The sequence below is a fragment of the Ruegeria sp. HKCCD6647-2 genome, assembly GCF_057221075.1.
This window is the reverse complement of the sequence record NZ_JBWVBD010000005.1, coordinates 77,279-100,738: the sequence shown is the minus strand read 5'-3', so window position 1 is coordinate 100,738 and position 23,460 is coordinate 77,279. Positions and strand designations below refer to the sequence as shown.

Annotated in this window: 19 protein-coding genes; 11 read left to right on the top strand and 8 right to left on the bottom strand. The window is 59.0% G+C overall.

From position 1 onward, the window contains the following. Positions 1-80 precede the first annotated feature (80 nt). From AC2TDJ_RS14345 to AC2TDJ_RS14330, 4 genes are all read right to left on the bottom strand, one after another. Positions 81-578 (bottom strand): bactofilin family protein, encoded by a 498-nt coding sequence (locus tag AC2TDJ_RS14345; RefSeq protein WP_480843128.1) that lies wholly within the window; start codon positions 576-578, stop codon positions 81-83. Beyond that, positions 568-1,893, bottom strand: coding sequence for a DUF5930 domain-containing protein (locus AC2TDJ_RS14340; RefSeq protein WP_480843127.1), 1,326 nt, complete (start codon positions 1,891-1,893; stop codon positions 568-570). Before AC2TDJ_RS14340 ends, AC2TDJ_RS14345 begins: the two co-directional genes overlap by 11 nt. Before the next feature lie 177 nt (positions 1,894-2,070). After that, a complete protein-coding gene (locus AC2TDJ_RS14335; protein WP_480843126.1) occupies positions 2,071-2,889 on the bottom strand; it encodes a ferritin-like domain-containing protein in 819 nt (272 codons plus the stop codon). A gap of 88 nt (positions 2,890-2,977) precedes the next feature. Next, on the bottom strand, positions 2,978-3,439 hold the full coding sequence (locus tag AC2TDJ_RS14330) for a peroxiredoxin (protein ID WP_480843125.1): 462 nt from the start codon (positions 3,437-3,439) through the stop codon (positions 2,978-2,980). Positions 3,440-3,506: 67 nt separating this feature from the next. Between AC2TDJ_RS14330 and AC2TDJ_RS14325 the strand changes: the two genes are divergently transcribed. The 4 genes from AC2TDJ_RS14325 (at position 3,507) to AC2TDJ_RS14310 (ending at position 10,029) form a co-directional block, all read left to right on the top strand. Continuing rightward, positions 3,507-6,872 (top strand): YhdP family protein, encoded by a 3,366-nt coding sequence (locus tag AC2TDJ_RS14325; RefSeq protein WP_480843124.1) that lies wholly within the window; start codon positions 3,507-3,509, stop codon positions 6,870-6,872. A gap of 44 nt (positions 6,873-6,916) precedes the next feature. Continuing rightward, positions 6,917-7,963 carry a tRNA preQ1(34) S-adenosylmethionine ribosyltransferase-isomerase QueA gene (gene queA / locus AC2TDJ_RS14320; protein ID WP_480843664.1) on the top strand — a complete coding sequence of 349 codons (1,047 nt, stop codon included), beginning with the start codon at positions 6,917-6,919 and terminating at the stop codon, positions 7,961-7,963. 105 nt (positions 7,964-8,068) lie between these two features. Beyond that, a complete protein-coding gene (locus tag AC2TDJ_RS14315; protein WP_480843123.1) occupies positions 8,069-9,343 on the top strand; it encodes an MFS transporter in 1,275 nt (424 codons plus the stop codon). Positions 9,344-9,450: 107 nt separating this feature from the next. After that, complete coding sequence (locus AC2TDJ_RS14310) at positions 9,451-10,029, top strand: DUF924 family protein (protein WP_480843122.1); 579 nt, start codon at positions 9,451-9,453, stop codon at positions 10,027-10,029. Here AC2TDJ_RS14310 and AC2TDJ_RS14305 read toward each other — a convergent pair. Further along, positions 10,026-10,460, bottom strand: coding sequence for a hypothetical protein (locus AC2TDJ_RS14305; protein ID WP_480843121.1), 435 nt, complete (start codon positions 10,458-10,460; stop codon positions 10,026-10,028). The genes AC2TDJ_RS14310 and AC2TDJ_RS14305 overlap by 4 nt on opposite strands. A 215-nt stretch (positions 10,461-10,675) precedes the next feature. Between AC2TDJ_RS14305 and lpdA the strand changes: the two genes are divergently transcribed. After that, the gene (gene lpdA / locus AC2TDJ_RS14300; RefSeq protein ID WP_480843120.1) at positions 10,676-12,070 is read left to right on the top strand and encodes a dihydrolipoyl dehydrogenase; all 1,395 of its coding nucleotides are present in this window, start codon (positions 10,676-10,678) and stop codon (positions 12,068-12,070) included. 135 nt (positions 12,071-12,205) lie between these two features. Here the strand turns inward: lpdA and AC2TDJ_RS14295 are convergent, their stop codons facing one another. Further along, the gene (locus AC2TDJ_RS14295; RefSeq protein ID WP_480843119.1) at positions 12,206-13,591 is read right to left on the bottom strand and encodes a M20/M25/M40 family metallo-hydrolase; all 1,386 of its coding nucleotides are present in this window, start codon (positions 13,589-13,591) and stop codon (positions 12,206-12,208) included. Between the two features lie 317 nt (positions 13,592-13,908). On the opposite strand from AC2TDJ_RS14295, the gene hemA reads away from it, so the two are divergent. From hemA to AC2TDJ_RS14275, 4 genes are all read left to right on the top strand, one after another. Further along, positions 13,909-15,132 (top strand): 5-aminolevulinate synthase, encoded by a 1,224-nt coding sequence (gene hemA, locus AC2TDJ_RS14290; protein ID WP_480843118.1) that lies wholly within the window; start codon positions 13,909-13,911, stop codon positions 15,130-15,132. A gap of 128 nt (positions 15,133-15,260) precedes the next feature. Beyond that, a complete protein-coding gene (locus AC2TDJ_RS14285) occupies positions 15,261-16,475 on the top strand; it encodes a helix-turn-helix domain-containing protein (protein ID WP_480843117.1) in 1,215 nt (404 codons plus the stop codon). Positions 16,476-16,546: 71 nt separating this feature from the next. Beyond that, the gene (gene ispG, locus AC2TDJ_RS14280) at positions 16,547-17,668 is read left to right on the top strand and encodes a flavodoxin-dependent (E)-4-hydroxy-3-methylbut-2-enyl-diphosphate synthase (RefSeq protein ID WP_480843116.1); all 1,122 of its coding nucleotides are present in this window, start codon (positions 16,547-16,549) and stop codon (positions 17,666-17,668) included. Between the two features lie 184 nt (positions 17,669-17,852). Then, positions 17,853-18,671: a DUF2189 domain-containing protein gene (locus AC2TDJ_RS14275; RefSeq protein WP_480843115.1), complete on the top strand. Its 819-nt coding sequence runs from the start codon at positions 17,853-17,855 to the stop codon at positions 18,669-18,671. A 147-nt stretch (positions 18,672-18,818) separates the two neighbouring features. Here AC2TDJ_RS14275 and AC2TDJ_RS14270 read toward each other — a convergent pair whose 3' ends face one another. Next, positions 18,819-19,577 (bottom strand): DsbA family protein, encoded by a 759-nt coding sequence (locus tag AC2TDJ_RS14270; RefSeq protein ID WP_480843114.1) that lies wholly within the window; start codon positions 19,575-19,577, stop codon positions 18,819-18,821. After that, the gene (locus AC2TDJ_RS14265; RefSeq protein WP_480843113.1) at positions 19,574-20,953 is read right to left on the bottom strand and encodes a M48 family metalloprotease; all 1,380 of its coding nucleotides are present in this window, start codon (positions 20,951-20,953) and stop codon (positions 19,574-19,576) included. Before AC2TDJ_RS14265 ends, AC2TDJ_RS14270 begins: the two co-directional genes overlap by 4 nt. On the opposite strand from AC2TDJ_RS14265, the gene AC2TDJ_RS14260 reads away from it, so the two are divergent. Further along, entirely contained in the window at positions 20,952-22,115 is a 1,164-nt protein-coding gene (locus AC2TDJ_RS14260; RefSeq protein WP_480843112.1) for a pyridoxal phosphate-dependent aminotransferase, read from the top strand. The genes AC2TDJ_RS14265 and AC2TDJ_RS14260 overlap by 2 nt on opposite strands. A 65-nt stretch (positions 22,116-22,180) precedes the next feature. Then, on the top strand, positions 22,181-23,401 hold the full coding sequence (locus tag AC2TDJ_RS14255; RefSeq protein ID WP_480843111.1) for an N-acetylmuramoyl-L-alanine amidase: 1,221 nt from the start codon (positions 22,181-22,183) through the stop codon (positions 23,399-23,401). The last annotated feature ends 59 nt before the right edge of the window (positions 23,402-23,460 follow it).

Genomic DNA, 23,460 nt, shown 5'->3' with positions numbered 1-23,460 from the left:
CAGCAGGTCCGTATGTTATCTCAAAGAAAAACGCCGCAGAAAAACCTGCGGCGTTCGCATCTTTTGAAGTTGCAGCTAAGTTACTGCTTGGCTTCCGCCGCCGGGTTGGCGCCGGCCTTACCGCTACGGCCGGGGTTCAGCGGATCGTCCTGACGCTGGACCGAGCCTTCGAAATGGGCGCCGCTTTCGATGGCGATAGTCTTGTGGATGATGTCGCCCTCAACGCGCGCGGTCGAGGTCAGGCGGACCTTGAGACCGCGCACTCGACCCACGATGCGGCCGTTGATGACCACGTCGTCGGCAGTGACTTCGCCCTTGATCGTCGCGGTTTCGCCGATGGTCAGAAGGTGGGCGCGGATGTCGCCTTCGACAGTACCTTCAACCTGAATGTCACCCGACGTCTTGAGGTTGCCCGTGATGTGCAGGTCGGAAGACAGAACCGACGCAGGCGGTTTTGCTTTCGGCGCGGTGCTCGCTTTGGGCTCAGCCGCTGCAGGTGCCGGTGTTGCCGGAGCGGCCGGTTTCGCTGCCTCAGTCTCTTTGGGGCCGGGTTCGTTGATTTTGCTCTTAGAAAACATTTCTCGCAGCCTTGATGTAAGTCATTGGGTTAACAGGTTTTCCGTTCACGCGCACTTCATAGTGTAAATGGGTGCCGGTAGACCGTCCGGTGCTACCCATATCAGCAATATGATCCCCGCGCGAGACCCTTTGGCCAACCTTGACGCGGATCTTGGTGTTATGAGCGTAAAGTGTCTCAATTCCGAAGGCGTGTTTGATTTTCACCAGCCGCCCAAATCCGGATTGCCAGCCCGCGTGCGAGACGACTCCGTCGGCGGTGGCAAAGATATCCGTACCCTGCGCACCAGCGAAATCAGCACCGTTATGCATGCGGCGCCCGCCGGTCTTGGGGTCGCGGCGGGTACCATATCCGCTGGTGAACCGAACCGCTGCACGCACCGGGCTGGCGAAGGGGGCCTTTTCCGCAGCGATGCGGTAGAGGTTCAGCTGGTCCATTTGTTGCAGCAGTGTATTGGCGCGGATCTCGTCGGGGGTCAGTTCCTCACCGCGCGTGCTGAAGGATAAAGGGGTCAGCGGACCGCCCATACCGCTATATCCGCGCCGGACCTCTTCGATGATGCGATCTGTGGGCATGCCCGCGCTGCGGAACATTTTATCCAGCGGCTCGACCGAGATCACCATGGCTTCTTCGATCTGGCGGAAGATTTCTTCGTTCCGCTCCTGCATCAGCCGGATTTCCAGCTCCAGCTCGTCGCGTTGATCCAGCGCACCCTGTGCGTTAGCGGCGATCTGGTCACGTTCGAGCGCCGTACGCGCCAAAGCGTCGGTCATGAACGCCATCTGCTCGGGGTTGACTGAGGCCGCCATGTAAGAGGCTTCTCCGCCGGTTACCTGCTTCAGCACCGCCAGTTCTTCGCGGGCCTCTTCGCGCTGCTTCATGGTTGCGCGCAGAGTGGTCTGGATAACTTCGATCCCGGTCTCCAGCTCGCGACGACGGTTTTCCGATTCCAGCAGCTCGGACTGCATGACCGAAATCTGTTCGAGGGCCGCGTTAAACCGATCATGCGCGGCCAGGGCTTCGGCCGCGCGGGCGTCGCGTTCGGCCGACAGGATATTCAGGCGTTCCTGATAGGTGGCCTGATCGCGCCTCGCCTGTTCCCGAAAATTCCCTGACCCGATGCTGTCCATCAGCAGGATCGCTGTCGCGACGGCCGTCCAGCCGACCACTACGGCGACTCCGGCAACAGCAGCAACCTGAGTTTCGGAGCTCAGTCGGATGAACCGAGTATCATTGTCGGATTTCAGAAATACACGGCGTTCTGGAAAGTGCCGTTCGAGCAGTGAGTGTAGTTTGATTGCCAGACGTGTTCGCACGCGTCGTACCTCGTTGTCCCCATATCGCGGAGCCGGTCGTGAGTGAGTGGCCGCTCCTTGACGCGATTGCATAAAGGGGTGGGGTCAATGGGGCAAGTTTGTTGACCAGTCGGACCGCATAACCGCAGTTTTCCCGCTTGGAATCGGCGGGAAATTGCCGAAACCTGCGTCTGAAATTCAATCAGGGGTCGAACCCGGGGCGGGCAAGTCTTCGGCCAGAGGCCAATAGAAATCCGGCGGCAATCCGGCTTCGGCGCGTTTTTCCTCGTTGAAGGGCGGTTTGAGTGCTCCGTGGAAGTAACGACGTACGAGCGTGTGGAACACATCCTTGGGGTCCGCATTCTCGCGCCCACACAGGAAATGGAACCACTTGGAGCCATAAGCTACATGCCCGACTTCTTCGGCATAAATGACCTCAAGCGCAGCGACAGCCTGATCTGCCTTGGCCTTGCGAAAGATGTCGATCATGCCGGGCGTGACGTCCAGACCACGGGCTTCCAGTACCATGGGAACGACGGCAAGGCGCCCCATCAGGTCTTCCGCCGTGTCTTCGGCGGCGCGCCACATCCCGGCATGGGCGGGCAGGGCGCCATAAAAGCTACCCATCTGTTCCAGACAATCGCAGACCATCTCGAAATGGCGCGATTCCTCTTCGGCGCATTTGACCCAGTCGTCGTAGAACCCGATCGGCATCGGCACGTGGCCAAAGCGTGCGATGATGTCCCAGTGCAGATCGACCGCGTTCAGCTCGATATGAGCCACGGCGTGCAGCAAAGCGACCCGTCCTGCTTCGGTGCCCGGTCGCCGCTTTGGCACGTCGCGCGGCGACAGCAGTTCGGGTTGGTCCGGGCGAGCAGGAGAAGGCGGCGGCGTTGCGGTGCCAATTTCGATCTGTGACCGCTCGCCCTTGCGCGCGGCGAACCAATCGGCGGCGTATTGCTGTGACAGCGCGGTCTTGGCCCGCCCGTCAGCGGTTGTCAAAACCTCAGTTGCCATCTGGGTCAGTGTCTTGGGCAAGGGTGTGCTCCGCCGTTCGAAATCTCAACGCGACATAGACCGGATGGCCCCAGGGGTCGAGGGGGCGTCACAGTGCGCGCACGGCCTCGAGCACTTCTTCCACGTGACCGGGCACCTTGACCTTGCGCCAGATACGGGCAACGCGCCCTTTGGCGTCGATCAGGAAGGTGGATCGCTCGATCCCCATGGATTTGCGTCCATACATGTTCTTTTCGACCCAGACGCCGTAATCCTCGCACACGGTCTGGCCTTCGTCCGACAGCAGCGGTGTCGACAGCCCGTGCTTGGCGACGAATTTGTCATGCTTGGCCACGCTGTCGCGCGAAATCCCGAAAACGTGAGCGCCCGCAGCGGCAAAGGTCTGAAGTTGTTCCGAGAAACCAATGGATTCCTTGGTGCAGCCCGGCGTATCATCGCGAGGGTAGAAGAACAGAACAACCGCGTTGCCGCGCTGCTCTGACAGGGTTACTTGACCCCCACCGTCGCGCGGCAGGGTGAAATCGGGTGCGATGTCGGATACGTCGGGCATAGGGATCTCCGGCTGAAAAATTAACGGTTGCCCGGTATCATAGGGCGCCGCCGTCGGGTTGAAAGACGTGGAACGCAAATTGGTGCAGCCAGAACAACAACAAGGCACAGAAACCGGCAAAAAGCCGCACCGCCGTTCACGCCGCCGCAGCGCCGTTTTGTGGACCTTGCGTGGCGTACTTGTGCTGGTGTTTCTGGCGGTCGTGTCGGCGTTCATGGTGATCGGCCAGCGGATGCACGCGCCCGTTTGGTTGCGCGACCGGGTCGAGGCGCGACTGGATCAGGCTCTGGGCGGCGTTCAGATCCGATTTGGCGATGTCAGTTTCATCATTCACGAAGGATGGCGGCCACGACTGCGGTTGACGGATGTGCGCATCAGCGACGCGGCGGGTCAGCAGATTGCAGAGGTGTCCGACCTGCGCGCCAGCCTCGCAATGCGGCCACTGCTACGGGGACATGTCCGGCCCAAACGCATCATCCTGCAAGGCGCGCAGATTGCACTGACGCGCGGATTGGACGGCGCGCTGTCTCTGACGGTTGGGTCCGGTAGCGCACCGGTCGGCCAGGCGCCAAACCTTGCCCAATTGATCGAAACCTCGGACGATATCTTCAAATCGCCGGCCTTGTCGGCGCTGACTTCGGTTGAACTGGACGCGATAACGCTGGACTATCAGGATCTGCGACAGGGACGGTCCTGGATATTGGACGGTGGGCACATCCTCGCCACTCGAACTGCGCAGCAGGTGCGTCTGGCCACTGGATTTTCGGTCCTGGCTGGCCGGGATTATGTCAGCGGGATCGAGGCAAATTACACCAGCTCCCTTGACAGCGCGGCCGCAGAGTTCGGGGTGACGATCACCGACCTGCCTGCAGAAGACGTTGCGGGCCACAGTCCGGCTTTGGCGTGGATGCAGGTGCTCAGGACGCCAATTTCAGGGGCGCTGCGCGGCAGCGTCGACGCGGAAGGCGCGTTGGGACCCGTCTTTGCCACGTTGAATCTTGGTGAGGGCGCCGTGCAACCAAACCCGGAAACACGCCCCGTCAGGTTCGAGTCCGCCCGTACCTATTTCACATATGACCCGGTTCAGCAGGTTCTGGACTTCAACGAAGTTTCGGTCGTTTCGGCCTGGGGGACGGTCCATGGAGAGGGTAAGACCTTTTTGCAGGGTGTGCAGGACGGCCGGCTCGACAGCATGTCCGGGCAGTTTCGGCTGAGTGCGATCGAGATCAATCCGGCGGACTTGTTTCCCGAAGCGCTGAATCTGACGCGGGCCGACGTGGATCTGCAATTAAAGCTGGCGCCGTTCCGGGTGCGGTTGGGTCAAGTAACGGTTGAAGACGGTGAACACCGTCTGAGACTAAGCGGCGAACTTGCTGGATTACCCGAGGGCTGGGCTGCCAAGATCGACGCGCAAATCGATCAAATGCCGTCGCAGCAGGTGCTGAAATACTGGCCGGAGTTGCTGGCCCCCAAGCCCCGCAAATGGGTGACCGAGAACATTTTCCACGGCGAGATGTCTGATCTGGATTTCGCCCTGCGTCTAAAACCTGACACCAAGCCGGATATTTATGCGGACTTTGAATTTGCCGAGACCAAGGTCCGATTTGCAAAGACCTTGCCGCCGGTCGAACAGGCGCAGGGGCAGGCGAGCTTGCTTAACCGTCGCTTCACTGTCACAGCGCAAAAGGGGATCGTCGTCGCCGACCAGGGCGGAGCCGTGGATGCCGCCGGCACGTCTTATATTATTCCGGATACCAGCATCAAGAAATCGACCCCGGGGATTGCAAGGATTCAGGCCAAGGGCAGCGTTACGGCCGCCCTGTCGCTTTTGGACCGACCGCCGTTGCAACTGTTGACCAAGGCCAATTTGCCCGTGGATCTGGCGGATGGTCAGGTTCAACTGACCGGAACCTTGTCGTTGCCCATGATTAAGGGGCTCAAGCTGGAAGACACCCGGTTTCACTTTGCCGGAAACCTGTCCAACATCGACAGCGAAAAGCTGGTGCCTGGATTTGAAGTCAGCGCGGACCGTTTACGTCTGACCGGAGATCAGTCTCAGGTCTCGATCGACGGCAATGGACTGTTCGGTGATGTGCCGGTTCAGGCAAAATGGTCGCAACCTATCGGGGGGGATACGCCTCAGGGCAGTCAGGTCGCCGGACAGATTGAGCTTTCTCCGCGTCTGATGGATCAGATCAATGCCGGGCTGCCCCCTGGAATGCTGACCGGGCAGGGGCTTGCGGATTTCACGGTCGGTATCGGAGCGGGCGATCCGCCCAGTCTCGAAGCGCAGTCCGATCTCGTTGGGGTAGGGTTGGCAATTCCGGAGTTGGGGTGGCGCAAGGCGACTAGTAATGCCGGAACAATGACCGCCGTCGCAACCTTGGGTGAGCAGTTGAGTGTTGACCAATTGCGCATCGAAGCTGCCGGGCTGCGCACCACCGCGTCGATCTCGTTCAAGGACGGAGCCTTTGACCGTGTAAACTTCAGTTCGTTCGAGATCGGGAACTGGCTGGCCGTACCCGCCGAGCTTATCGGCCGCGGCGCCGGCCTTCCCGATATTCGGGTTTTGGGCGGGGTGCTGAACTTGGCCAGGGCAACCTTTGGCAGCGGCGCCGGTAGTGGTGGGCCGGGGCCAAAGCTGGATGTCAATCTGGACCGGTTGCAGGTCACCGAAACCGTGGCGCTGACCGGCTTGAACGGTTCATTCCAGACAACAGGCGGATTGACCGGCGCTTTCAGGGCGCAGGTAAACGGGGGAGCTCCAATTCAGGGACAGGTTTCTCCGCGCGGCGGGCGTAGCGCAGTCCGGTTGACGTCTGCCGATGCCGGTGCAGTTCTGCGGTCAGCAGGTTTGATAACACAGGCCCGCAAAGGTACGCTGGATCTGCAGTTGGAGCCGGCGACCGCACCGGGAGATTACGATGTGGATCTCAAAATCCGGAATACACGGATCAAGGATGCTCCGGCCATGGCCGCGCTTCTGAACGCGATCAGTCTGGTCGGGCTGTTGGATGAAATGGCAGGCCAGGGCATCTTTTTCTCGGCCATCGACAGCAAGATGCGTGTCACCCCAACCGAAGTCAAAGTGCTGAGCGGCAGTGCGGTCGGACCGTCGATGGGCCTGTCTTTTGACGGCACGGTCAATACAGTGGCCGGAACGCTGAATCTGCGTGGTGCGATCTCTCCTATCTACTTGCTGAACGCCGTCGGCAGCGTTCTGAGCCGCAAGGGTGAGGGGATCTTTGCGTTCAACTATACTCTGACCGGTCCACTGACCAATCCGCAGGTTTCCGTAAATCCGCTCTCCGGACTGGCCCCATTGTTTTTGCGGAACCTGATGCGAGCCCCTGCGCCGACCGTTTCGGACGGGCCCAATGCGACCCCCGACAGACCTAATCCAGCCCAGCATACGCGCGGAGAAGACCGGTAATCTGACCTGTGGCCGAATCTGTCCTGTCCATGTATGGCGCGCGCATGAAGCTGAGTGATTTTGATTTCCATCTGCCTGAAGACCTGATTGCCACGCGGCCCGCGACGCCGCGTTCCTCCGCGCGCCTGTTGGTTGCACAGGGGGACGAGATCAGTGACCAGCACGTGTTCGACCTGCCGCAATGGCTGCAACCGGGGGACCGGCTGGTGTTGAACGACACCCGTGTGATCCCTGCGCGCCTCAATGGCCGCCGTTATCGGAACAGTGCCCAAGGGCCGGTCTCCGCCGCGATCGAGGCCACTCTGTTGGACCCTCAGGCGGACGGCACCTGGGCCGCCCTGATCAAGCCCCTGAAGAAAGTCAAAATTGACGAAGAGATTGTGTTCTCGGACGAACTCAGCGCCCGGCTCCAGCGGATCGCGGATGGGCAAGCCTACCTTCGGTTCAACGTGACAGGTAAAGATTTCGACCGCGCGCTGGAACAAGCCGGTGCTATGCCTCTGCCGCCATACATCGCGGCAAAACGGCCTGCGGACCATCGGGACAAGACGGACTACCAAACCATTTGGGCCCGGAATTCAGGCGCAGTGGCTGCACCGACAGCTTCATTGCATTTCGATGAACCGCTGATGCAGGCGTTGGCGGATCGGGGGATCGAATTTACATACGTCACGCTGCATGTCGGCGCCGGGACGTTTTTGCCGGTCAAGGTCGAGGACGTGACGACGCACAAAATGCATGCGGAATGGGGCCGTGTCAGTGAACAGGCAGCCTCCGAAATCAAAGCAACCAAGGCAGCGGGTCATCGGGTCATTCCCGTCGGCACCACGGCGTTGCGCCTGATCGAAAGTGCTGCGCAAAGCGGCGAGATCGCGCCTTGGGAAGGTGACACGGACATCTTCATCTACCCGGGTTTCAAATTCCGCATCACCGATGCCCTGATGACGAACTTCCACCTGCCGAAATCCACGCTTTTGATGTTGGTCTCGGCGCTGGTGGGGCATGACCGGGTCAAGGCTGTTTACGATCACGCTGTGGCGCAGAAATACAGGTTCTTTTCGTATGGGGATGCGTCGCTTTTAATCCCTTAAAAGCCGTGTTTTCCGGATCGCGTCCCTTCAATGTCGTAGACAAGCGCGATCAAAAGGTTTTTTGATCCCAAGACGTACAGCACGTCGGCAATTCCAGGTGGCAGCATGCTTCAGGTTCTTTCCAGCGCATGGGCGCTTCTTCTTGGTATGGGATTGCTGATGGTCGGCAACGGTCTGCAGGGCACCTTGTTGGGCGTGCGCGGCGAGATCGAGGGGTTTTCGACCCTTCAGATGTCGTTCGTCATGTCCGCATATTTTGTCGGGTTTCTGGGCGGGTCGCGCCTTGCGCCCGAAATGATCCGGCGCGTGGGGCATGTTCGCGTGTTTGCCGCGCTGGCTTCGTTTATTTCCGCCGTGATGATCATGTACCCGATGCTGACCAATCCGATTGCGTGGTCATTGGGGCGCGTCGTGATCGGGTTCTGCTTTTCAGGCGTGTATGTGACGGCAGAAAGCTGGTTGAACAACGCGGCCAGCAATGAAAACCGCGGGCAAGCGCTGTCGCTGTACATGATCGTGCAGATGACCGGTGTCGTCAGCGCACAGGCGCTGATGTTGGTGGGTGATCCGGCGGGCTATGAGACTTTCGTGATCGCTTCGATCCTGGTTTCGATTTCGTTCGCGCCGATCCTGCTGTCGATTTCTCCGACGCCGGCTTTTGACACGACGAAACCGATGACACTCCGGCAGTTGATGAATGCCTCGCCGCTTGGCTGCGTCGGGATGTTCCTTCTGGGCGGTGTGTTTTCCGCGCAATTCGGGATGGCTGCTGTCTATGGCGCGCAGGCCGGCTTGTCGGTTGCAGAAATTTCAACCTTTGTCGCGGCCTTTTATATCGGCGCCCTTGTGCTGCAATACCCGCTGGGTTGGTTTTCCGACCGTATGGACCGTCGCATCCTGATCCTGTCAGCCGCTGCGCTCGGCGGGATGAGCGCGCTGACCGGCATGGTCTTCGGGGTGACACTTCCAGTTCTTTTGGTCGTGGCATTCTTTATCGGTGGAATGTCCAACCCGCTGTATTCGCTGCTGATTGCCTATACAAATGATTACCTTGAATACGAGGATATGGCTGCAGCGTCGGGCGGACTGGTGTTCATCAACGGTTTTGGCGCTATCGCGGGGCCGTTGATCACCGGTTGGCTGATGGGCGGTGCGGTATTTGGGCCACAGGGGTTCTTCCTGTTCATTGCCACGCTGATGTTTGCAATAGCCGCTTATGCTGCCTATCGAATGACCCAGCGGGCCTATGTTGTTGTTGACGAAACTGCTTCAATTGCGCCTATTTACCCCACATCGTCTCCGGTCGCGCTTGAGGTCGCGCAGGAGGTCGTGATCGAAGCTGCGCAGGATGAAGCTGAAACAACGCAGGAATCCGCCTAAGCGCCGGATTTATTTCGCGTGTGTTGCAATATTTTACTGTAACACTTCTGTAAAACCGACTTTACTGACGTTACGTCCCTGGGGAGGGCAATTACGGAGTCAAGGGCATGGTTGGTCCTGAAGAAGTATTGAGTTTTTGGTTAGATGAGGTTGGTCCCGAGGGGTGGTACTTGCAGGATGAAGCGTTGGACGCGCAAATCCGCGAACGGTTCCTCGAAACATGGCAGGCAGCGTGTCAAGGGCGGTTTTCGCTTTGGCTGACATATCCCAGCGGGTCGCTGGCATATATCATCCTCATGGATCAGTTTCCGCGAAACATGTTCCGAGGTAGCAAGCAGGCGTTTGCGTCGGACAAGGCGGCTCTGGCGGCGGCGAAATGCGCGGTCGATAAGAGTTGGGACCTTAGGATCGACGAACCGGCACGGCAGTTCTTTTACCTGCCGATGATGCACTCGGAAAATCTGTGTGATCAGGAACGGTGCGTGCGGTTGATGTGTGAACGGATGCCGAAGGACGGGGCAGCCAATCTGCTGCATGCCCGGGCGCATCGCGAAATCATCCGACAGTTCGGACGGTTCCCGTATCGCAACGAAGCGCTGGAGCGTCCGACGACCGAGCACGAGGCTGCATATGTCAGCAGTGGTGGCTACGGGTCGACAGTGCGGGCGCTTCAGGCGGCAAGTTAACTCGACGGTTCGCAACCGCGAATGACCAATACCTTGTCTGTCATCACCTCGGCCGAGGCGGTGATGGCGTAGTTGATCAGGTCTTCCGGATTTTCGACGAGAGTGGCAATCTGAGACTGGGCTGTCGCCAGCTTTTTTTCCAGTTCTTTCAGAGCCTTCGTCGTTTCTTCCAACTTTGCCCGGGATCCCAGATCGAGTGCACCGTCTTTTTGGCGAATGGCGGCAAGGTCGCTGCGAATGCCTTCCAGCTCACCGCGAATGCCTTGCACCTGATTTCGAAGCGGGCCGATCGCCTGCAGGTTTTCCGCGGACCCCGCCTGTATGTTTTCCACGGATTGGGCCAGCTTCCACCCCAGGAACAGGCACAGCGCCAACAGGATCAGGGTTGCGTTTATCAGGGCGAGCAGAAGATCCTTGAGCGTCTTGGCCATGATTTGCTTCTCATTTATCAATGACTTGGAAATACCGAATGGGTCAAGTTGCCTCTGTTCTAGCCTTTGACGCAGGGCGGGTATAGGCTGAAACCAGCTCAAACAAGGTCAATTGCCCCCGCGTCACTTATGTCGCGGGTATGATTGTTGATGTGAAATAAAAATTAGTTTAACGGTAAACTAGTTTTAAAACCGATCTGCGCCGAGAGGTACACATGGCTGCACAATCCTTTGATCTGATCGTAATCGGGGCAGGCCCCGGCGGCTACGTTGCTGCTATCCGCGCGGCCCAATTGGGCCTGAAAACGGCCGTGGTCGAGCGTGAACATCTCGGCGGTATCTGCCTGAACTGGGGTTGTATCCCGACCAAGGCGTTGCTGCGCTCATCAGAGGTGTTTCATCTGATGGAACGCGCCAAGGATTTCGGCCTGAAAGCGGACAAGGTCGGATATGATCTGGACGCGGTGGTCAAACGCTCGCGCGGGGTTGCGGCGCAGTTGTCGGGCGGCATCGGGCATCTCTTGAAAAAGAATAAGGTGACCGTGGTCATGGGCGAAGCGACGATCCCGGCCAAGGGTAAGGTCAGCGTCAAAACCGAAAAGGGCACCGACGAATTGACCGCCAAGAACATCGTTCTGGCCACCGGAGCCCGGGCGCGCGAGTTGCCGGGACTTGAGGCCGACGGCGACCTGGTCTGGACCTACAAACACGCCTTGCTGCCACCTCGGATGCCGAAAAAGCTGCTGGTCATCGGGTCCGGCGCGATCGGGATCGAATTCGCCAGCTTCTACAATACGCTGGGAGCGGACACGACAGTTGTCGAGGTTCTGGATCGCGTTCTACCCGTCGAAGACGCGGAAATCAGCGCGTTCGCCAAAAAGGCGTTCACCAAGCAGGGCATGACCATCATGGAAAAGGCGATGGTCAAGCAACTGGACCGCGCCAAAGGTAAGGTGACGGCGCATATCGAGGTCAAGGGCAAGGTCGAGAAACACGATTTTGACACCGTGATTTCCGCGGTCGGTATCGTTGGAAACGTCGAAAACCTGGGGCTGGAAGCTCTGGGCGTCAAGATCGACCGGACCCATGTTGTGACAGATGAGTTCTGTCGCACCGGAGTCGACGGGCTCTATGCCATCGGCGATATCGCCGGTGCACCCTGGCTGGCGCACAAGGCCAGCCACGAAGGCGTCATGGTTGCAGAGTTGATCGCGGGCAAACATGCGCACCCGGTCAAACCCGAAAGCATCGCGGGCTGCACCTATTGCCAGCCACAAGTTGCGTCTGTGGGTTACACTGAAGCCAAGGCAAAGGAACTGGGATACGATATCAAGGTTGGCCGATTCCCGTTCATCGGCAATGGCAAGGCTATCGCCCTGGGTGAGCCCGAAGGTCTGATCAAGACGGTCTTTGATGCCAAGACGGGCGAGTTGCTTGGCGCCCACATGATCGGCGCGGAAGTGACTGAGCTAATTCAGGGTTACATTGTCGGGCGTCAGCTTGAGACAACGGAAGAAGACCTGATGAACACGGTCTTCCCGCACCCGACGCTGTCGGAAATGATGCACGAAGCCGTGCTTGATGCCTATGGGCGCGTGATCCACATGTAAAGACAGGGGGGCTCTGCCCCCGCCGCGGCAAGCCGCGTCTCCCCCGGGATACTTTTGGCCAGATGAAGCAGGGGATCCGCACTTTGTCTGGCCGAAAACACCACGGAGCGAAGGGTGGAGCCGTGTTGAAGGGTTCTACTTGTTCAAAGCGTCCAGTATGCGCGCCCAGGAGCGAATGCCCTTGTGGAAGCTTTTGACGTCGTATTTTTCGTTTGGTGAGTGGATGGCGTCGTCGTCATTGGCGTAGCCGACCAGCATGGAATCCAGACCCAGCACAGTGTCGAAGTAGCCGACCACCGGAATGGAGCCGCCCATGCCGGTAAAAACGGCTTCGCGGTCCCACTCGTCGGACAAGGCACCACGGGCGGCTTCGAATTCGGGTCGGTTCAGGTTCATGACCGAGGCCGGGGATCCTTCGAGATCGTTGTCCCACTCGACTGTGGCGTCAGACGACAGGCGGTTTTCGACATGTTTGCGGATCTTGTCGCGCAGGTTGTCCGGGTCCATTTCGCCGACCAGTCGGCAAGTGATCTTGCAGTGCGCCAGCGACGGGATCACCGTTTTCGACCCCGCACCGTTATATCCGCCCCAAAGCCCGTTTACCTCGAGCGTGGGGCGCGCCCATTGCTGTTCCAAAGTGGAATAGCCTTTTTCGCCATGGGGTTGGGTGTAACCGACAGAGTTCAGGTAATCCGCCTCGTCGAAGCCGCAGTTTTCCCATTGCTTCAACTGCTCGGCCGGAACTTCATGCACGCCCTCGTAAAAGCCTTCGACGGCGACTCGTCCGGTTTCCTCATCGTAAAACGAAGCAACGATGCGCGACAATTCCCGCAGCGGGTTCAGGCCGGGGCCGCCATAGTGGCCGGAATGCAGATCAATGCGCGGGCCCTGGATAGTGAATTCGTCTTTGAGCATTCCGCGCAATTGCGCGGCAATCGACGGCACGCCGCGTGACACCATGGAGGTGTCGCAGACCAGAGCCAGATCCGCTTTCAATTCCTCAGCGTTTTCTTTCAGAAACGGCACCAACGAAGGCGAGCCCGATTCCTCTTCTCCTTCAAAGAAAAAAGTGATGCGACAGGGCAATTTTCCGTGAACGGCTTTCCAGGCGCGGCAGGCTTCGACAAAGGTCATCAGTTGGCCCTTGTCGTCTGACGATCCGCGCCCGCGGATGACCTGTCCGTTTGGGGTGTCTTCCAGCGCCGGATCGAACGGATCGCGGTTCCACAGTTCCAGCGGGTCGACGGGTTGAACGTCATAGTGGCCGTAAAACAGCAGATGGGGCCCGTCACCGTCCTCTCCGACATGACCCACGACCATGGGATGACCGGGCGTGACGCGCTTTTCGGCTGTTATGCCAATGCTTTGCAGGTCAGCCACCAGCCAGTCGGCAGCTTCATCGACCTTTTCGTTGAAAGCAGGATCGGTGGAGATCGAGGGAATGCGCAGAAACTCCATCAGGCGGTCGATGGAAGTGGTAAGATCGCTGTCGATCTTACTCAGTACAGCGTCTAGCGACATGGGAAGACTCCTGAAAGTGTGGTAATCTGGGGCGAACCTATCAGGGTCTGCGATGCCGTCCAGCCCGATCATGCCAAAGCCCATGTGCAATTCGCGGGCCGGGGCTGCGTCGTTTCCCCACGTCTGAGTGCCGTAACTTCACTTGTCTGGGTGCAAGCAAAGAGATATTTGATGCAAATCAATGATGCGCGCTTTTCAGGGACATAGAAAGCAGACCCAGAGGAACGCAAGGTCGCCTGCGGGTGCGAACCCGCGAGATGCGGCGAAAAAGGCGCCCGGCTGCCGCGAACAGAGGTCGGGCAATCAAGGAGGGTCCGTTGGACTACACTGCTCAGCTCGATACAGCGATTGCCAGGCTGCATGAAGAAGGACGTTACCGGACCTTTATCGATATCGAACGTCGCAACGGCCATTTCCCGCATGCTGTGCGCACTTGCCCGGACGGGTCACAGCAGAACATCACCGTGTGGTGTGGCAACGACTATTTGGGTATGGGGCAGAACCCTGTTGTTCTGAATGCCATGCACGAAGCCGTGGATGCTGCGGGTGCGGGCTCGGGGGGTACGCGCAATATCTCGGGCACCACCGTCTATCACAAACGGCTTGAGGCTGAATTGGCCGACCTGCACGGCAAAGAAGCGGCGCTGCTGTTCACCAGCGCCTATATCGCCAATGACGCGACGCTGAGTACACTGCCGAAACTGTTCCCCGGTCTGATCATTTATTCCGACGCGCTGAACCATGCCTCGATGATCGAAGGCGTGCGCCGCAACGGTGGCGCGAAGCGCATTTTCCGTCACAATGACGTTGAGCACCTGCGAGAGCTGCTGGAGGCCGACGATCCGGCCGCGCCCAAGCTGATCGCGTTCGAGTCGATCTATTCGATGGATGGCGACTTTGGCCCGATCGAAGAAATCTGTGATCTTGCCGACGAATTCGGCGCACTGACTTATATCGACGAGGTTCATGCGGTCGGTATGTACGGCCCGCGCGGCGGTGGTGTGACAGAGCGTGACCGACTGGCTCATCGCATCGACATCATCAACGGTACGCTTGCCAAGGCCTACGGCGTGATGGGGGGCTATATCGCCGCCAGTGCAAAAATGTGTGACGCCGTGCGCTCTTATGCGCCGGGTTTCATCTTCACCACGTCGCTGCCGCCAGCCGTTGCAGCAGGGGCGGCGGCCTCTGTGGCATACCTGAAAACTGCGCCCGAACTGCGGGAACAGCACCAGACCCAAGCCAGGATCCTCAAGCTGCGTCTCAAAGGCATGGGCCTGCCACTGATCGATCATGGCAGCCACATTGTACCAGTGATCGTTGGCAACCCGGTACATACAAAGAAGCTGAGCGATATGCTGCTGGATGACTACGGCATCTATGTTCAGCCGATCAATTTCCCGACTGTCCCACGCGGAACCGAGCGTTTGAGGTTCACTCCGTCGCCAGTACATGGGCCTGACGAAATGAACCGACTGGTGCAAGCGATGGACGAACTTTGGTCACATTGTGCGCTAAATCGCGCCGAACTTGCCGGATAACCTCACGCCAAAGTGTGCAACTCGCTTGTCGCGTGTTAAGCTTAGTCAATAAAAGCACCGGACGAATCATTGTGAGTATGATTCGCCGATGGCGTGTAAGACGCGGCAGGCAGAATGGGGCAGCAGGAATGATTGGGCGCAGATCACAGCGCGATTCCGAAGAAGACACTGACGTCAGACCCAAGGGTTTTGACGATTACGAGGTACGGCTTGGCGATGTAATGCGCGGTGAGCGCGCGACCATGGGGAAATCGCTGCTGGATGTTCAGCGCGAACTGAGGATCAAAGCCAACTACATCGCTGCCATCGAAAATGCCGATCCCGACGCATTTGATACACCCGGCTTCATTGCCGGGTATGTGCGTTCTTATGCCCGCTACCTGGGGATGAACCCGGACGAGACGTTCGCGACCTTCTGCGAAGAAAGCGGTTTCGAAGTTGCCCATGGCATGTCGGCCCAGGCGTCGGTCGTACGCAAAAGCGCCGGAGGCCTGCCCGCACGCGGTTCCATGGGGCACGACCCCTTCACTTCGCCGAACACCCCCTTTGTCCCCGGAAAGGAATCCTTCCTCAGCCAGATTGACCCGCGTGCGATTGGGTCGTCGCTGGTGTTGCTGGCGGTGATCGGCGGGATCGGCTATGGCGGTTGGTCCGTCCTGAACCGCATTCAGCAGGTTCAGGTCAGCCCGGTCGAACAGGCCCCGGTTGTTCTGACGGATCTCGACCCATTGGATGCAGCCCGCACCCAGACGGAAGAGATCGAGAGCGCCAGCGCGGACACCCCAAGCGCAGAGGCTCTGGATCGTCTCTACCGGCCACAAGCGCTGGACGTGCCGGTTCTCGTGGCCCGCGACGCACCGATTTCCACTCTGGACCCCCGAACCGTCGGAACCTTCCGTCCTCCGGAACCGCCCAAGGTAGAAGTGGCCGAGGTTCACACGGTTGAGCGCCCCGCTTTGCCGCAGGTGGTGGAAAAGATCGACACCACCCTGAAAATCGTAGCCGTAAGCCCAGCCTGGATGCGCGTTACCGCAGCAGATGGCAGCGTTATTTTCGAAGGCACACTGGGTACGGTCGAGCAAGGCAGCGTTTTCGAAGTACCCCTGACGGAAGAACCGCCGCAACTGCGGGCGGGCGCCTCGGGATCTGTCTATTTCTCGATGAACGGCGAGCATTATGGCCCGGCCGGCGCACCCGGTACCGTGGCCAAAGGGGTCGTCCTGTCCAAGGATGCCGTGTCCGAGACCTATGCCGTTGCCGATCTTGAAGCCGAGCAGAACAGTGCCCTCAAGCAATTGGTGGCCGAGTTGCAGACACAGGCGACAGAAGAGCCCGCCGAGTGATCTAGCCATTGCGGTGAACCGGCTGCCGAACTATCTACTGACGCAACCTTGGTAGACGCGGGTCCATCCTCATGTCCCTCAATCACGTGCGCCCCTGGCGCGACATCTATCGCCGTAAATCGCGCCAGATCATGGTCGGGAACGTGCCCGTCGGGGGTGATGCGCCTATCGCGGTTCAGACCATGACCAATACCCTGACCACCGATGTGGCCGCAACTGTGGCTCAGGTTCAGGCGGCTGCTGAGGCAGGTGCAGATATTGTGCGGGTTTCGGTACCGGACGAGGCGTCAGCCAAAGCTCTGAAAGAGATTGTACGCGAAAGCCCGGTGCCCATCGTGGCGGATATCCATTTCCACTATCGCCGCGGGATCGAAGCCGCCGAGGCCGGGGCCGCTTGTCTGCGGATCAATCCCGGCAATATCGGTGATGAAACCCGAGTGAAAGAGGTCATTCAGGCCGCCCGCGACCACAATTGCTCGATCCGGATCGGCGTGAATGCAGGCAGTCTGGAAAAGCATCTGCTTGAGAAATATGGCGAACCCTGTCCCGAAGCGATGGTCGAAAGCGGGCTGGAACACATCCGAATCCTTGAAGACAACGACTTTCACAACTTCAAGATCAGTGTCAAAGCCAGCGACGTTTTCCTGTCGGCGGCAGCTTATCAGGGCATTGCCGAAGCAACGGATGCGCCGATCCATCTCGGTATCACCGAAGCGGGTGGGCTGGTATCAGGGACCATCAAGTCGGCCATCGGTCTGGGAAACCTGCTGTGGATGGGCATCGGCGACACGATCCGCGTCAGCCTGTCGGCCGATCCGGTGGAAGAGGTGAAGGTCGGGTTCGAGATCCTGAAATCTCTGGGCCTGCGCCATCGTGGTGTGAACATCATTTCGTGCCCGTCCTGCGCGCGGCAGGGGTTCGATGTAATCAAGACGGTCGAGACTCTGGAACACCGGCTTGAACACATCAAGACGCCGATGAGCCTGTCGATCATCGGGTGCGTGGTCAACGGACCGGGTGAGGCGCTGATGACCGATGTCGGCTTTACCGGCGGCGGAGCCGGAGCCGGCATGGTCTACCTGGCCGGAAAGGCCAGCCACAAGATGTCGAACGACCAGATGATCGACCACATTGTGGAACAGGTCGAGAAAAAGGCGGCGGAGTTGGATGCTGCGGCAGAGGCGGCGGAATAAGCCCGCGGCCTGATTAGGCAATTTGCAGGTAACTCGCTTGCGCATGTAGTGTCTGAAATGCGCCTCACCTTGCTCTTAGGCCTCGCCTGATGCAAACTTGAATGCGGAGGAGGGATGTCCGTTTCAGCGCTGTGTCTGTTGGAAAACAGAGCAGCACGGACCCATGCATTGGTAGGAGTGTGTCATGACATCCAAGACTGCAGGCCCCACACCACCGAACAATGTGACGCCGCAACAGCCGGCCATGCCCAAGATCAACAAGTTAACCGCAGGTGATATCTCCTCGTCGCTGAAGGCGGGGTTTTCCGACTTTCTGGCGCGCCCCTTCATGAGCAGCTTTTTCGGATTGTTCTATGCAGTCTTTGGTATCCTGTTTGTTTGGGCGCTGGTCTGGCTCGGCAAGATCTGGATGATCATTCCCGCCATCATAGGCTTTCCTTTGGTCGCGCCATTCGCCGCTGCCGGGCTTTATGAAATGTCCCGCCGTTTGCAGAAGGGAGAAAGCTTCGGCTGGTCTGACATCCTCACCGTCATGGCAAATCAACGCAAGCGCGAATTGGGTTGGATGGCCTTTGTCACCCTGTTCATTTTCTGGGTGTGGATATATCAGGTTCGGCTTTGGCTGGCGATCATCCTTCAGAATGCATCCTTCTCGGATTTTGACGGATTTTTGCACACAGTCTTCTTCACATCGCAGGGCTGGACCTTCCTTGCCATTGGCACATGCGTAGGCGCATTTTTGTCGGCTGTGTTGTTCTCTGTGACGGTCGTTGCCATGCCCATGCTGCTTGACCGGGAAACCAACTTCGTTTCCGCCATGCTTACGTCCATTCGTGTGGTCACGGAAAACCCGGTAGTCATGCTCAGCTGGGCGGCGATCATCTCGGTCACTATGCTGTTGTCGCTGGTGCCGGCATTTCTGGGGCTGATCTTCACCCTGCCGATCCTCGGCCATACCACATGGCACCTCTATCAGCGTGCCGTGCAACCCTTGGAAGGGTGATCAATCCCGCCAACGGCGGAGCAACTGCGAGCTTTTTTCGTCCGCAGGGAAGTAAAGTTCAATTTTCAGGCCGTGGCGGAGCAATCCCTCGCCTGTACCGAGTTAAGGGATGGAAGGCGAAGGGCGGTCACACCGCCCTCTGGCCAATCAACCCTGTTCAGCCCGCACGCCATCGGCAATCTGTTGCATCTGGTCGGCGGGCAGGAAGCCACGCAGCATTTCAGTGCCCAGAACAAAGGACGGCGTACCGGAGATCCGCATCCTCTGAGCCAGGGCACGGGTCTGGGCAATTTCTTCGGTAACCGCATCGCTGTCCATGGCTGCAAGGATTGCGTCACTGTCCAGCCCCAGCCCGTCCGAGATGCGGCGCAAGGTGACGTCCGTCGGCTCGCCAGTAAATTCCAGCAGCGCGTCGTGGACCTGCTTGTAGGCATCATCCCCGGCGACCTGCTTGGTCGCAATGGCAAAACGCGAGGACAGGACCGAAGCGTCGCCCAAAATCGGGAACTCCTTGATCACCAGACGGATATTGCCGTCTTCGGCCAGCAAGCTGGCCACTTCTGGCACTGCGCGACGGCAATAGCCGCAACGGTAGTCCATGAACTCGACCAGGGTGATGTCGCCATCGGGGTTACCGCCAACCCAGCTATAGCCATCATTGAACAGTTCATCAGCGTTCTCCGCGACCAATTGCTGATCGGCTTGCGCCTCGGCTGCTGCATTGCGCTGTTCCAATATGTTGATCGCTTCGATGATCACTTCGGGGTTTTCCAGCAGGTACTCGCGCACCTGAGCGCCGAATTCAACCTTTTCGGCATCGCTCATTGCGTTCAGGTCCAGCGCCTGAGCGGGGCCGGTGATCAGCGAAAGCCCCAACAGGGCAGGGGCTGCGTGTCTGAGGATCATTTCCGTTTCCTTTTCTTTTTTGCTCGCTCCGAGGCGATCAGCACGTCCTGTGCCCTCTGCCACCCCGGAGAGCCTTCGGGCAATTGCCCGACGGCGCGTCTTGCGTGAATCCCTGCATCGGCCAGACGGCCTTGCAAAGCATATCTTTCTGCGGTGACGGCCGAGGCCATCCCATTGTTGCCCACCTGCGCATAGGCAGAACCCAGGTCGCGCATCAGTCGGGCATTCCGGTAGTCTCTTGCGCGCGCTTTTTCAAGCACTTGCAGGGCTTTGTTCGTCTGTCCGTCGACCAGCAGCGCGCGCCCATACCCCGCCAGGATAAGCGCGTCGTTCGGCGCCATCTCGACAGCCTTTCCATACGCGACAATTGCCTCTTTCAAACGGCGGTTCTCCAACAGGATCTGACCTTTCAGTTCATAGTAGAACGGATCGTCAGGCCGAATAGCCAGAGCTTCGTCAATTGCCGCGCGCGAGCGTGCCAGGTCGCGGTTCTGATGATGGGCCGAAGCCTCACGCATCAGTCGGATGTCACGGTGATCTTCCTCGGCCGCGCGGCGCAATGTCCATCCGGGCGCGCGCAAAAACGCCGACAGCTTGCCTTTGACACGCGCAAACCAATAGTCGGCGCGCGCATTCTGTTTGGCCTGATCGCCGAATTCGTCCAAAAATGCCTCGGCAGCGCGCAAGCGTTCCCGGCTGGTCGGGTGCGAGCGCATATACGGGTCCTGATTGGCCTCGCTCAGCAATTCCTGACCGGCGAATTTTCGGTGCAGATTGACCATGCCCCGGGGCGAAATGCCCGCCCATCGCAAATAGCTGGCAGCGCTACGGTCAGCCGATGCTTCCTCGGCCCGCGTATGACCCAGAAAACTGCGCAGGGCAGAGGCTGACGTGCCCGCGGCAATACCGGCGGCAGCCTCACCGCCGCCGGCAGCAGCGGCGATCAGGGCCAATGCTGTGCCCAACTGAGCGTTGCGTTGGGCGGCCCGCAGGTTTTCCGCCCGCCGGGCCAGATGACCATTGGCGATATGGGCCGCCTCGTGGGCGATGACAGCCTGCAACATTTCAGGTGTGTCGACGGTCAGGATCAGCCCGTAGTTCAAATAGATCGTGTTGTAGTCGATCACGAAGGCATTAAACGTGCTGTCATTGACAACAAGCACGCGCACCCGGTTGGTGTTCAGCCCCGCCGCCCGCAGTACGGGAAACGCCAGCTCTCGCAGCCCATGTTCGATGTCGGGGTCCCGGATCAGGCTTTGCGCTTGGGCTTGCACGGCGCTGCCGAGCCACGTCACTGCAACCAGCATTAGGGCTGGGATTGACGCCAGCCTTGATACGCGTTCAAAAGCCATGCCAGCAACATGGGAGATGGGCATGAGAAACTCAACCCGGTCCGGCGTCGATCCCTTCATCGTGATGGACGTGATGGAGGCCGCGCGCAAAGCCGAAGAAGCCGGGCGTCACATCATCCATATGGAAGTCGGCCAACCCGGAACCGGCGCGCCCAGGGGCGCAGTCCAGGCCCTGGCACATGAGATGGAGCAAGGCCCGCTGGGTTATACTGTCGCCCTGGGTCTCCCCGCGTTGCGGCAACGAATCGCACGGCTTTATGGAGAGTGGTATGACGTCGATCTGAACCCCGAGAGGGTCGTAATTACGCCCGGCTCATCCGGCGGGTTCTTGCTGACCTTCACGGCGTTGTTCGACAGTGGTGATCGTGTTGGTATCGGCGCACCCGGCTACCCTTCGTACCGACAGATACTCAGGGCGCTTGGGCTTGAACCTGTTGATCTGCCGACGGCTCCTGAAAACCGCCTGCAGCCGGTTCCGGCGGATTTCGCGGGGCTTGATTTACAGGGGCTCATGGTTGCCTCGCCCGCCAATCCAACCGGCACAATGTTGGATCACAAGGCGATGGGGGCACTTATCGAGGCTGCACACGGGCAGGGGGCGTCATTTATCAGCGACGAGATTTACCATGGCCTTGAATACGAGGCCAAGGCGGTGACGGCGCTTGAACTGACGGACGAGTGCTACGTGATCAACTCGTTCTCGAAATACTTCTCGATGACCGGTTGGCGTGTTGGCTGGATGGTTGTGCCCGAAGATCAGGTGCGTGTCGTGGAACGGATTGCCCAGAACATGTTCATCTGTGCGCCTCACGCCAGTCAGGTGGCAGCATTGGCGGCGATGGACTGCGAAGACGAATTACAGGCCAATCTGGATGTCTACCGCAAGAATCGTTCTCTGATGTTGCAAGGGCTGCCGAAGGCTGGGTTTACCAGTATCGCGCCGCCGGATGGGGCGTTCTATGTTTACGCCGACGTGTCCGACCTGACGGATGACAGCCGTGCCTTTGCCTCTGAAATACTCGAATATGCGGGCGTCGCTGTCACACCCGGTTTGGATTTCGATCCCCAGCGCGGCCACACAACCCTGCGCTTTTCTTATGCCCGCGCAACAGCGGATATCGAAGAGGGGTTGGAGAGGCTGCGCTTGTTCATGGCCGAACGGGGCGCAATCAAGGAACAGGTCTGAGGCGTTCACAAACTTAGCTGCGTGCTATAGTCTCGGCGCAAACGATCTCGGGAAAACTTGAGGCTATGAGCAGGCTTCTCTTCACACTCGCGCTGATCTGGACGCTTTCCGGTGCTGCCGTCGCGCACGATTTCAGTGCCTTGGCGCGCATACTTCCGGATCAGAGCCGTATTACGGATGAGGGTCGCTCGGGCGTGCGGGTTGATCTTGGCCTCAGCCAAGGAGTGCCTTATCGGGTTTTCACTCTGCGCGATCCGTACAGAATGGTGCTGGATTTTCAGGAAGTTGACTGGACCGGGCTGGAACGCGAAACCTTTTTGCAGTCGACCCGTATCAGCGGGGTCCAGTTCGGATCTTACGTGCCCGGTTGGTCCCGGTTGGTATTGGAACTGGGTGCGCCATTGGCAGTCGAGACGGCAGATATGCGCATCGAAACCGCTACGGGCACAGCGCGTTTGTCGCTGACCCTGAAGGGCACGGACTTTGACACATTTGCCGAAAGCGCAGGTGCTCCACGTCAACCGGGTTGGGATTTGCCTGAACCAGCAGTAACTCCTTCGGCCCCTCGGCAGGACGGGTTGCGACCGTTGCGCGTAATATTGGATCCCGGACATGGCGGTATCGATCCGGGGGCCGAAGTGCCTGGGACCAACGAGAAAACCCTGATGATGACTTTCGCTCGGGAACTGCGCGAAAGGCTGCTGCGTGCCGGAGGTTACGAAGTCGTGCTGACGCGAACCGATGATAGGTTCGTGTCATTGGAACGCCGCATCGCGCTGGCGCACCGGGCAGGGGCCGACGTTTTCATCTCGCTTCACGCGGATTCTCTGTCAGAAGGACGGGCCCACGGTGCCGCAGTTTACACCTTATCGGACGAAGCCTCGGACGTTGCCAGCTTGAAACTGTCCGAGCGTCACGATCGCGGTGATCTGATCGCCGGTATCGACCTGAGCGGTTCGGATGATCAGGTCGCGGATGTCCTGCTGGATTTGGCCCGTCAGGAAACCAAACCGCGCACCGATGCGTTGGCTGCGGCGCTGGCAAAAGGGATGGCGCAGCAGGGTGGGCCGATGAACCGTCGCCCGCTTCGGACGGCCTCCTTTTCCGTGCTCAAGGCGGCGGATATCCCCTCGGTTCTTGTCGAGCTTGGGTTTCTTTCCAGCCCGAGAGACCTTGAGAACATCCAAAACCCCAAATGGCGCGAAGGTATGGCGCAGGGGATTTTCGAGGGGCTTGAGCAGTGGCGGCAGGATGATTTGATCAACCAGTCTTTGATTGGTCAGTGACCCTGCGGCGCAAAACGGCTAATATGGGCCGAGGTGTTTTGACCCGGCGGAGGTGCACC

Bases quoted from the DNA above. Each gene is read 5' to 3' on its own strand.
- AC2TDJ_RS14275 (WP_480843115.1), top strand. From the start codon at position 17,853: ATGACATCCAAGACTGCAGGCCCCACACCACCGAACAATGTGACGCCG.
- lpdA (WP_480843120.1), top strand. From the start codon at position 10,676: ATGGCTGCACAATCCTTTGATCTGATCGTAATCGGGGCAGGCCCCGGC.
- AC2TDJ_RS14295 (WP_480843119.1), bottom strand. From the start codon at position 13,591: ATGTCGCTAGACGCTGTACTGAGTAAGATCGACAGCGATCTTACCACT.
- AC2TDJ_RS14335 (WP_480843126.1), bottom strand. From the start codon at position 2,889: ATGGCAACTGAGGTTTTGACAACCGCTGACGGGCGGGCCAAGACCGCG.
- AC2TDJ_RS14315 (WP_480843123.1), top strand. From the start codon at position 8,069: ATGCTTCAGGTTCTTTCCAGCGCATGGGCGCTTCTTCTTGGTATGGGA.
- AC2TDJ_RS14330 (WP_480843125.1), bottom strand. From the start codon at position 3,439: ATGCCCGACGTATCCGACATCGCACCCGATTTCACCCTGCCGCGCGAC.
- AC2TDJ_RS14285 (WP_480843117.1), top strand. From the start codon at position 15,261: ATGATTGGGCGCAGATCACAGCGCGATTCCGAAGAAGACACTGACGTC.
- queA (WP_480843664.1), top strand. From the start codon at position 6,917: ATGAAGCTGAGTGATTTTGATTTCCATCTGCCTGAAGACCTGATTGCC.
- AC2TDJ_RS14305 (WP_480843121.1), bottom strand. From the start codon at position 10,460: ATGGCCAAGACGCTCAAGGATCTTCTGCTCGCCCTGATAAACGCAACC.
- AC2TDJ_RS14260 (WP_480843112.1), top strand. From the start codon at position 20,952: ATGAGAAACTCAACCCGGTCCGGCGTCGATCCCTTCATCGTGATGGAC.
- AC2TDJ_RS14270 (WP_480843114.1), bottom strand. From the start codon at position 19,577: ATGATCCTCAGACACGCAGCCCCTGCCCTGTTGGGGCTTTCGCTGATC.
- AC2TDJ_RS14265 (WP_480843113.1), bottom strand. From the start codon at position 20,953: ATGCCCATCTCCCATGTTGCTGGCATGGCTTTTGAACGCGTATCAAGG.
- AC2TDJ_RS14310 (WP_480843122.1), top strand. From the start codon at position 9,451: ATGGTTGGTCCTGAAGAAGTATTGAGTTTTTGGTTAGATGAGGTTGGT.
- ispG (WP_480843116.1), top strand. From the start codon at position 16,547: ATGTCCCTCAATCACGTGCGCCCCTGGCGCGACATCTATCGCCGTAAA.
- AC2TDJ_RS14345 (WP_480843128.1), bottom strand. From the start codon at position 578: ATGTTTTCTAAGAGCAAAATCAACGAACCCGGCCCCAAAGAGACTGAG.
- AC2TDJ_RS14255 (WP_480843111.1), top strand. From the start codon at position 22,181: ATGAGCAGGCTTCTCTTCACACTCGCGCTGATCTGGACGCTTTCCGGT.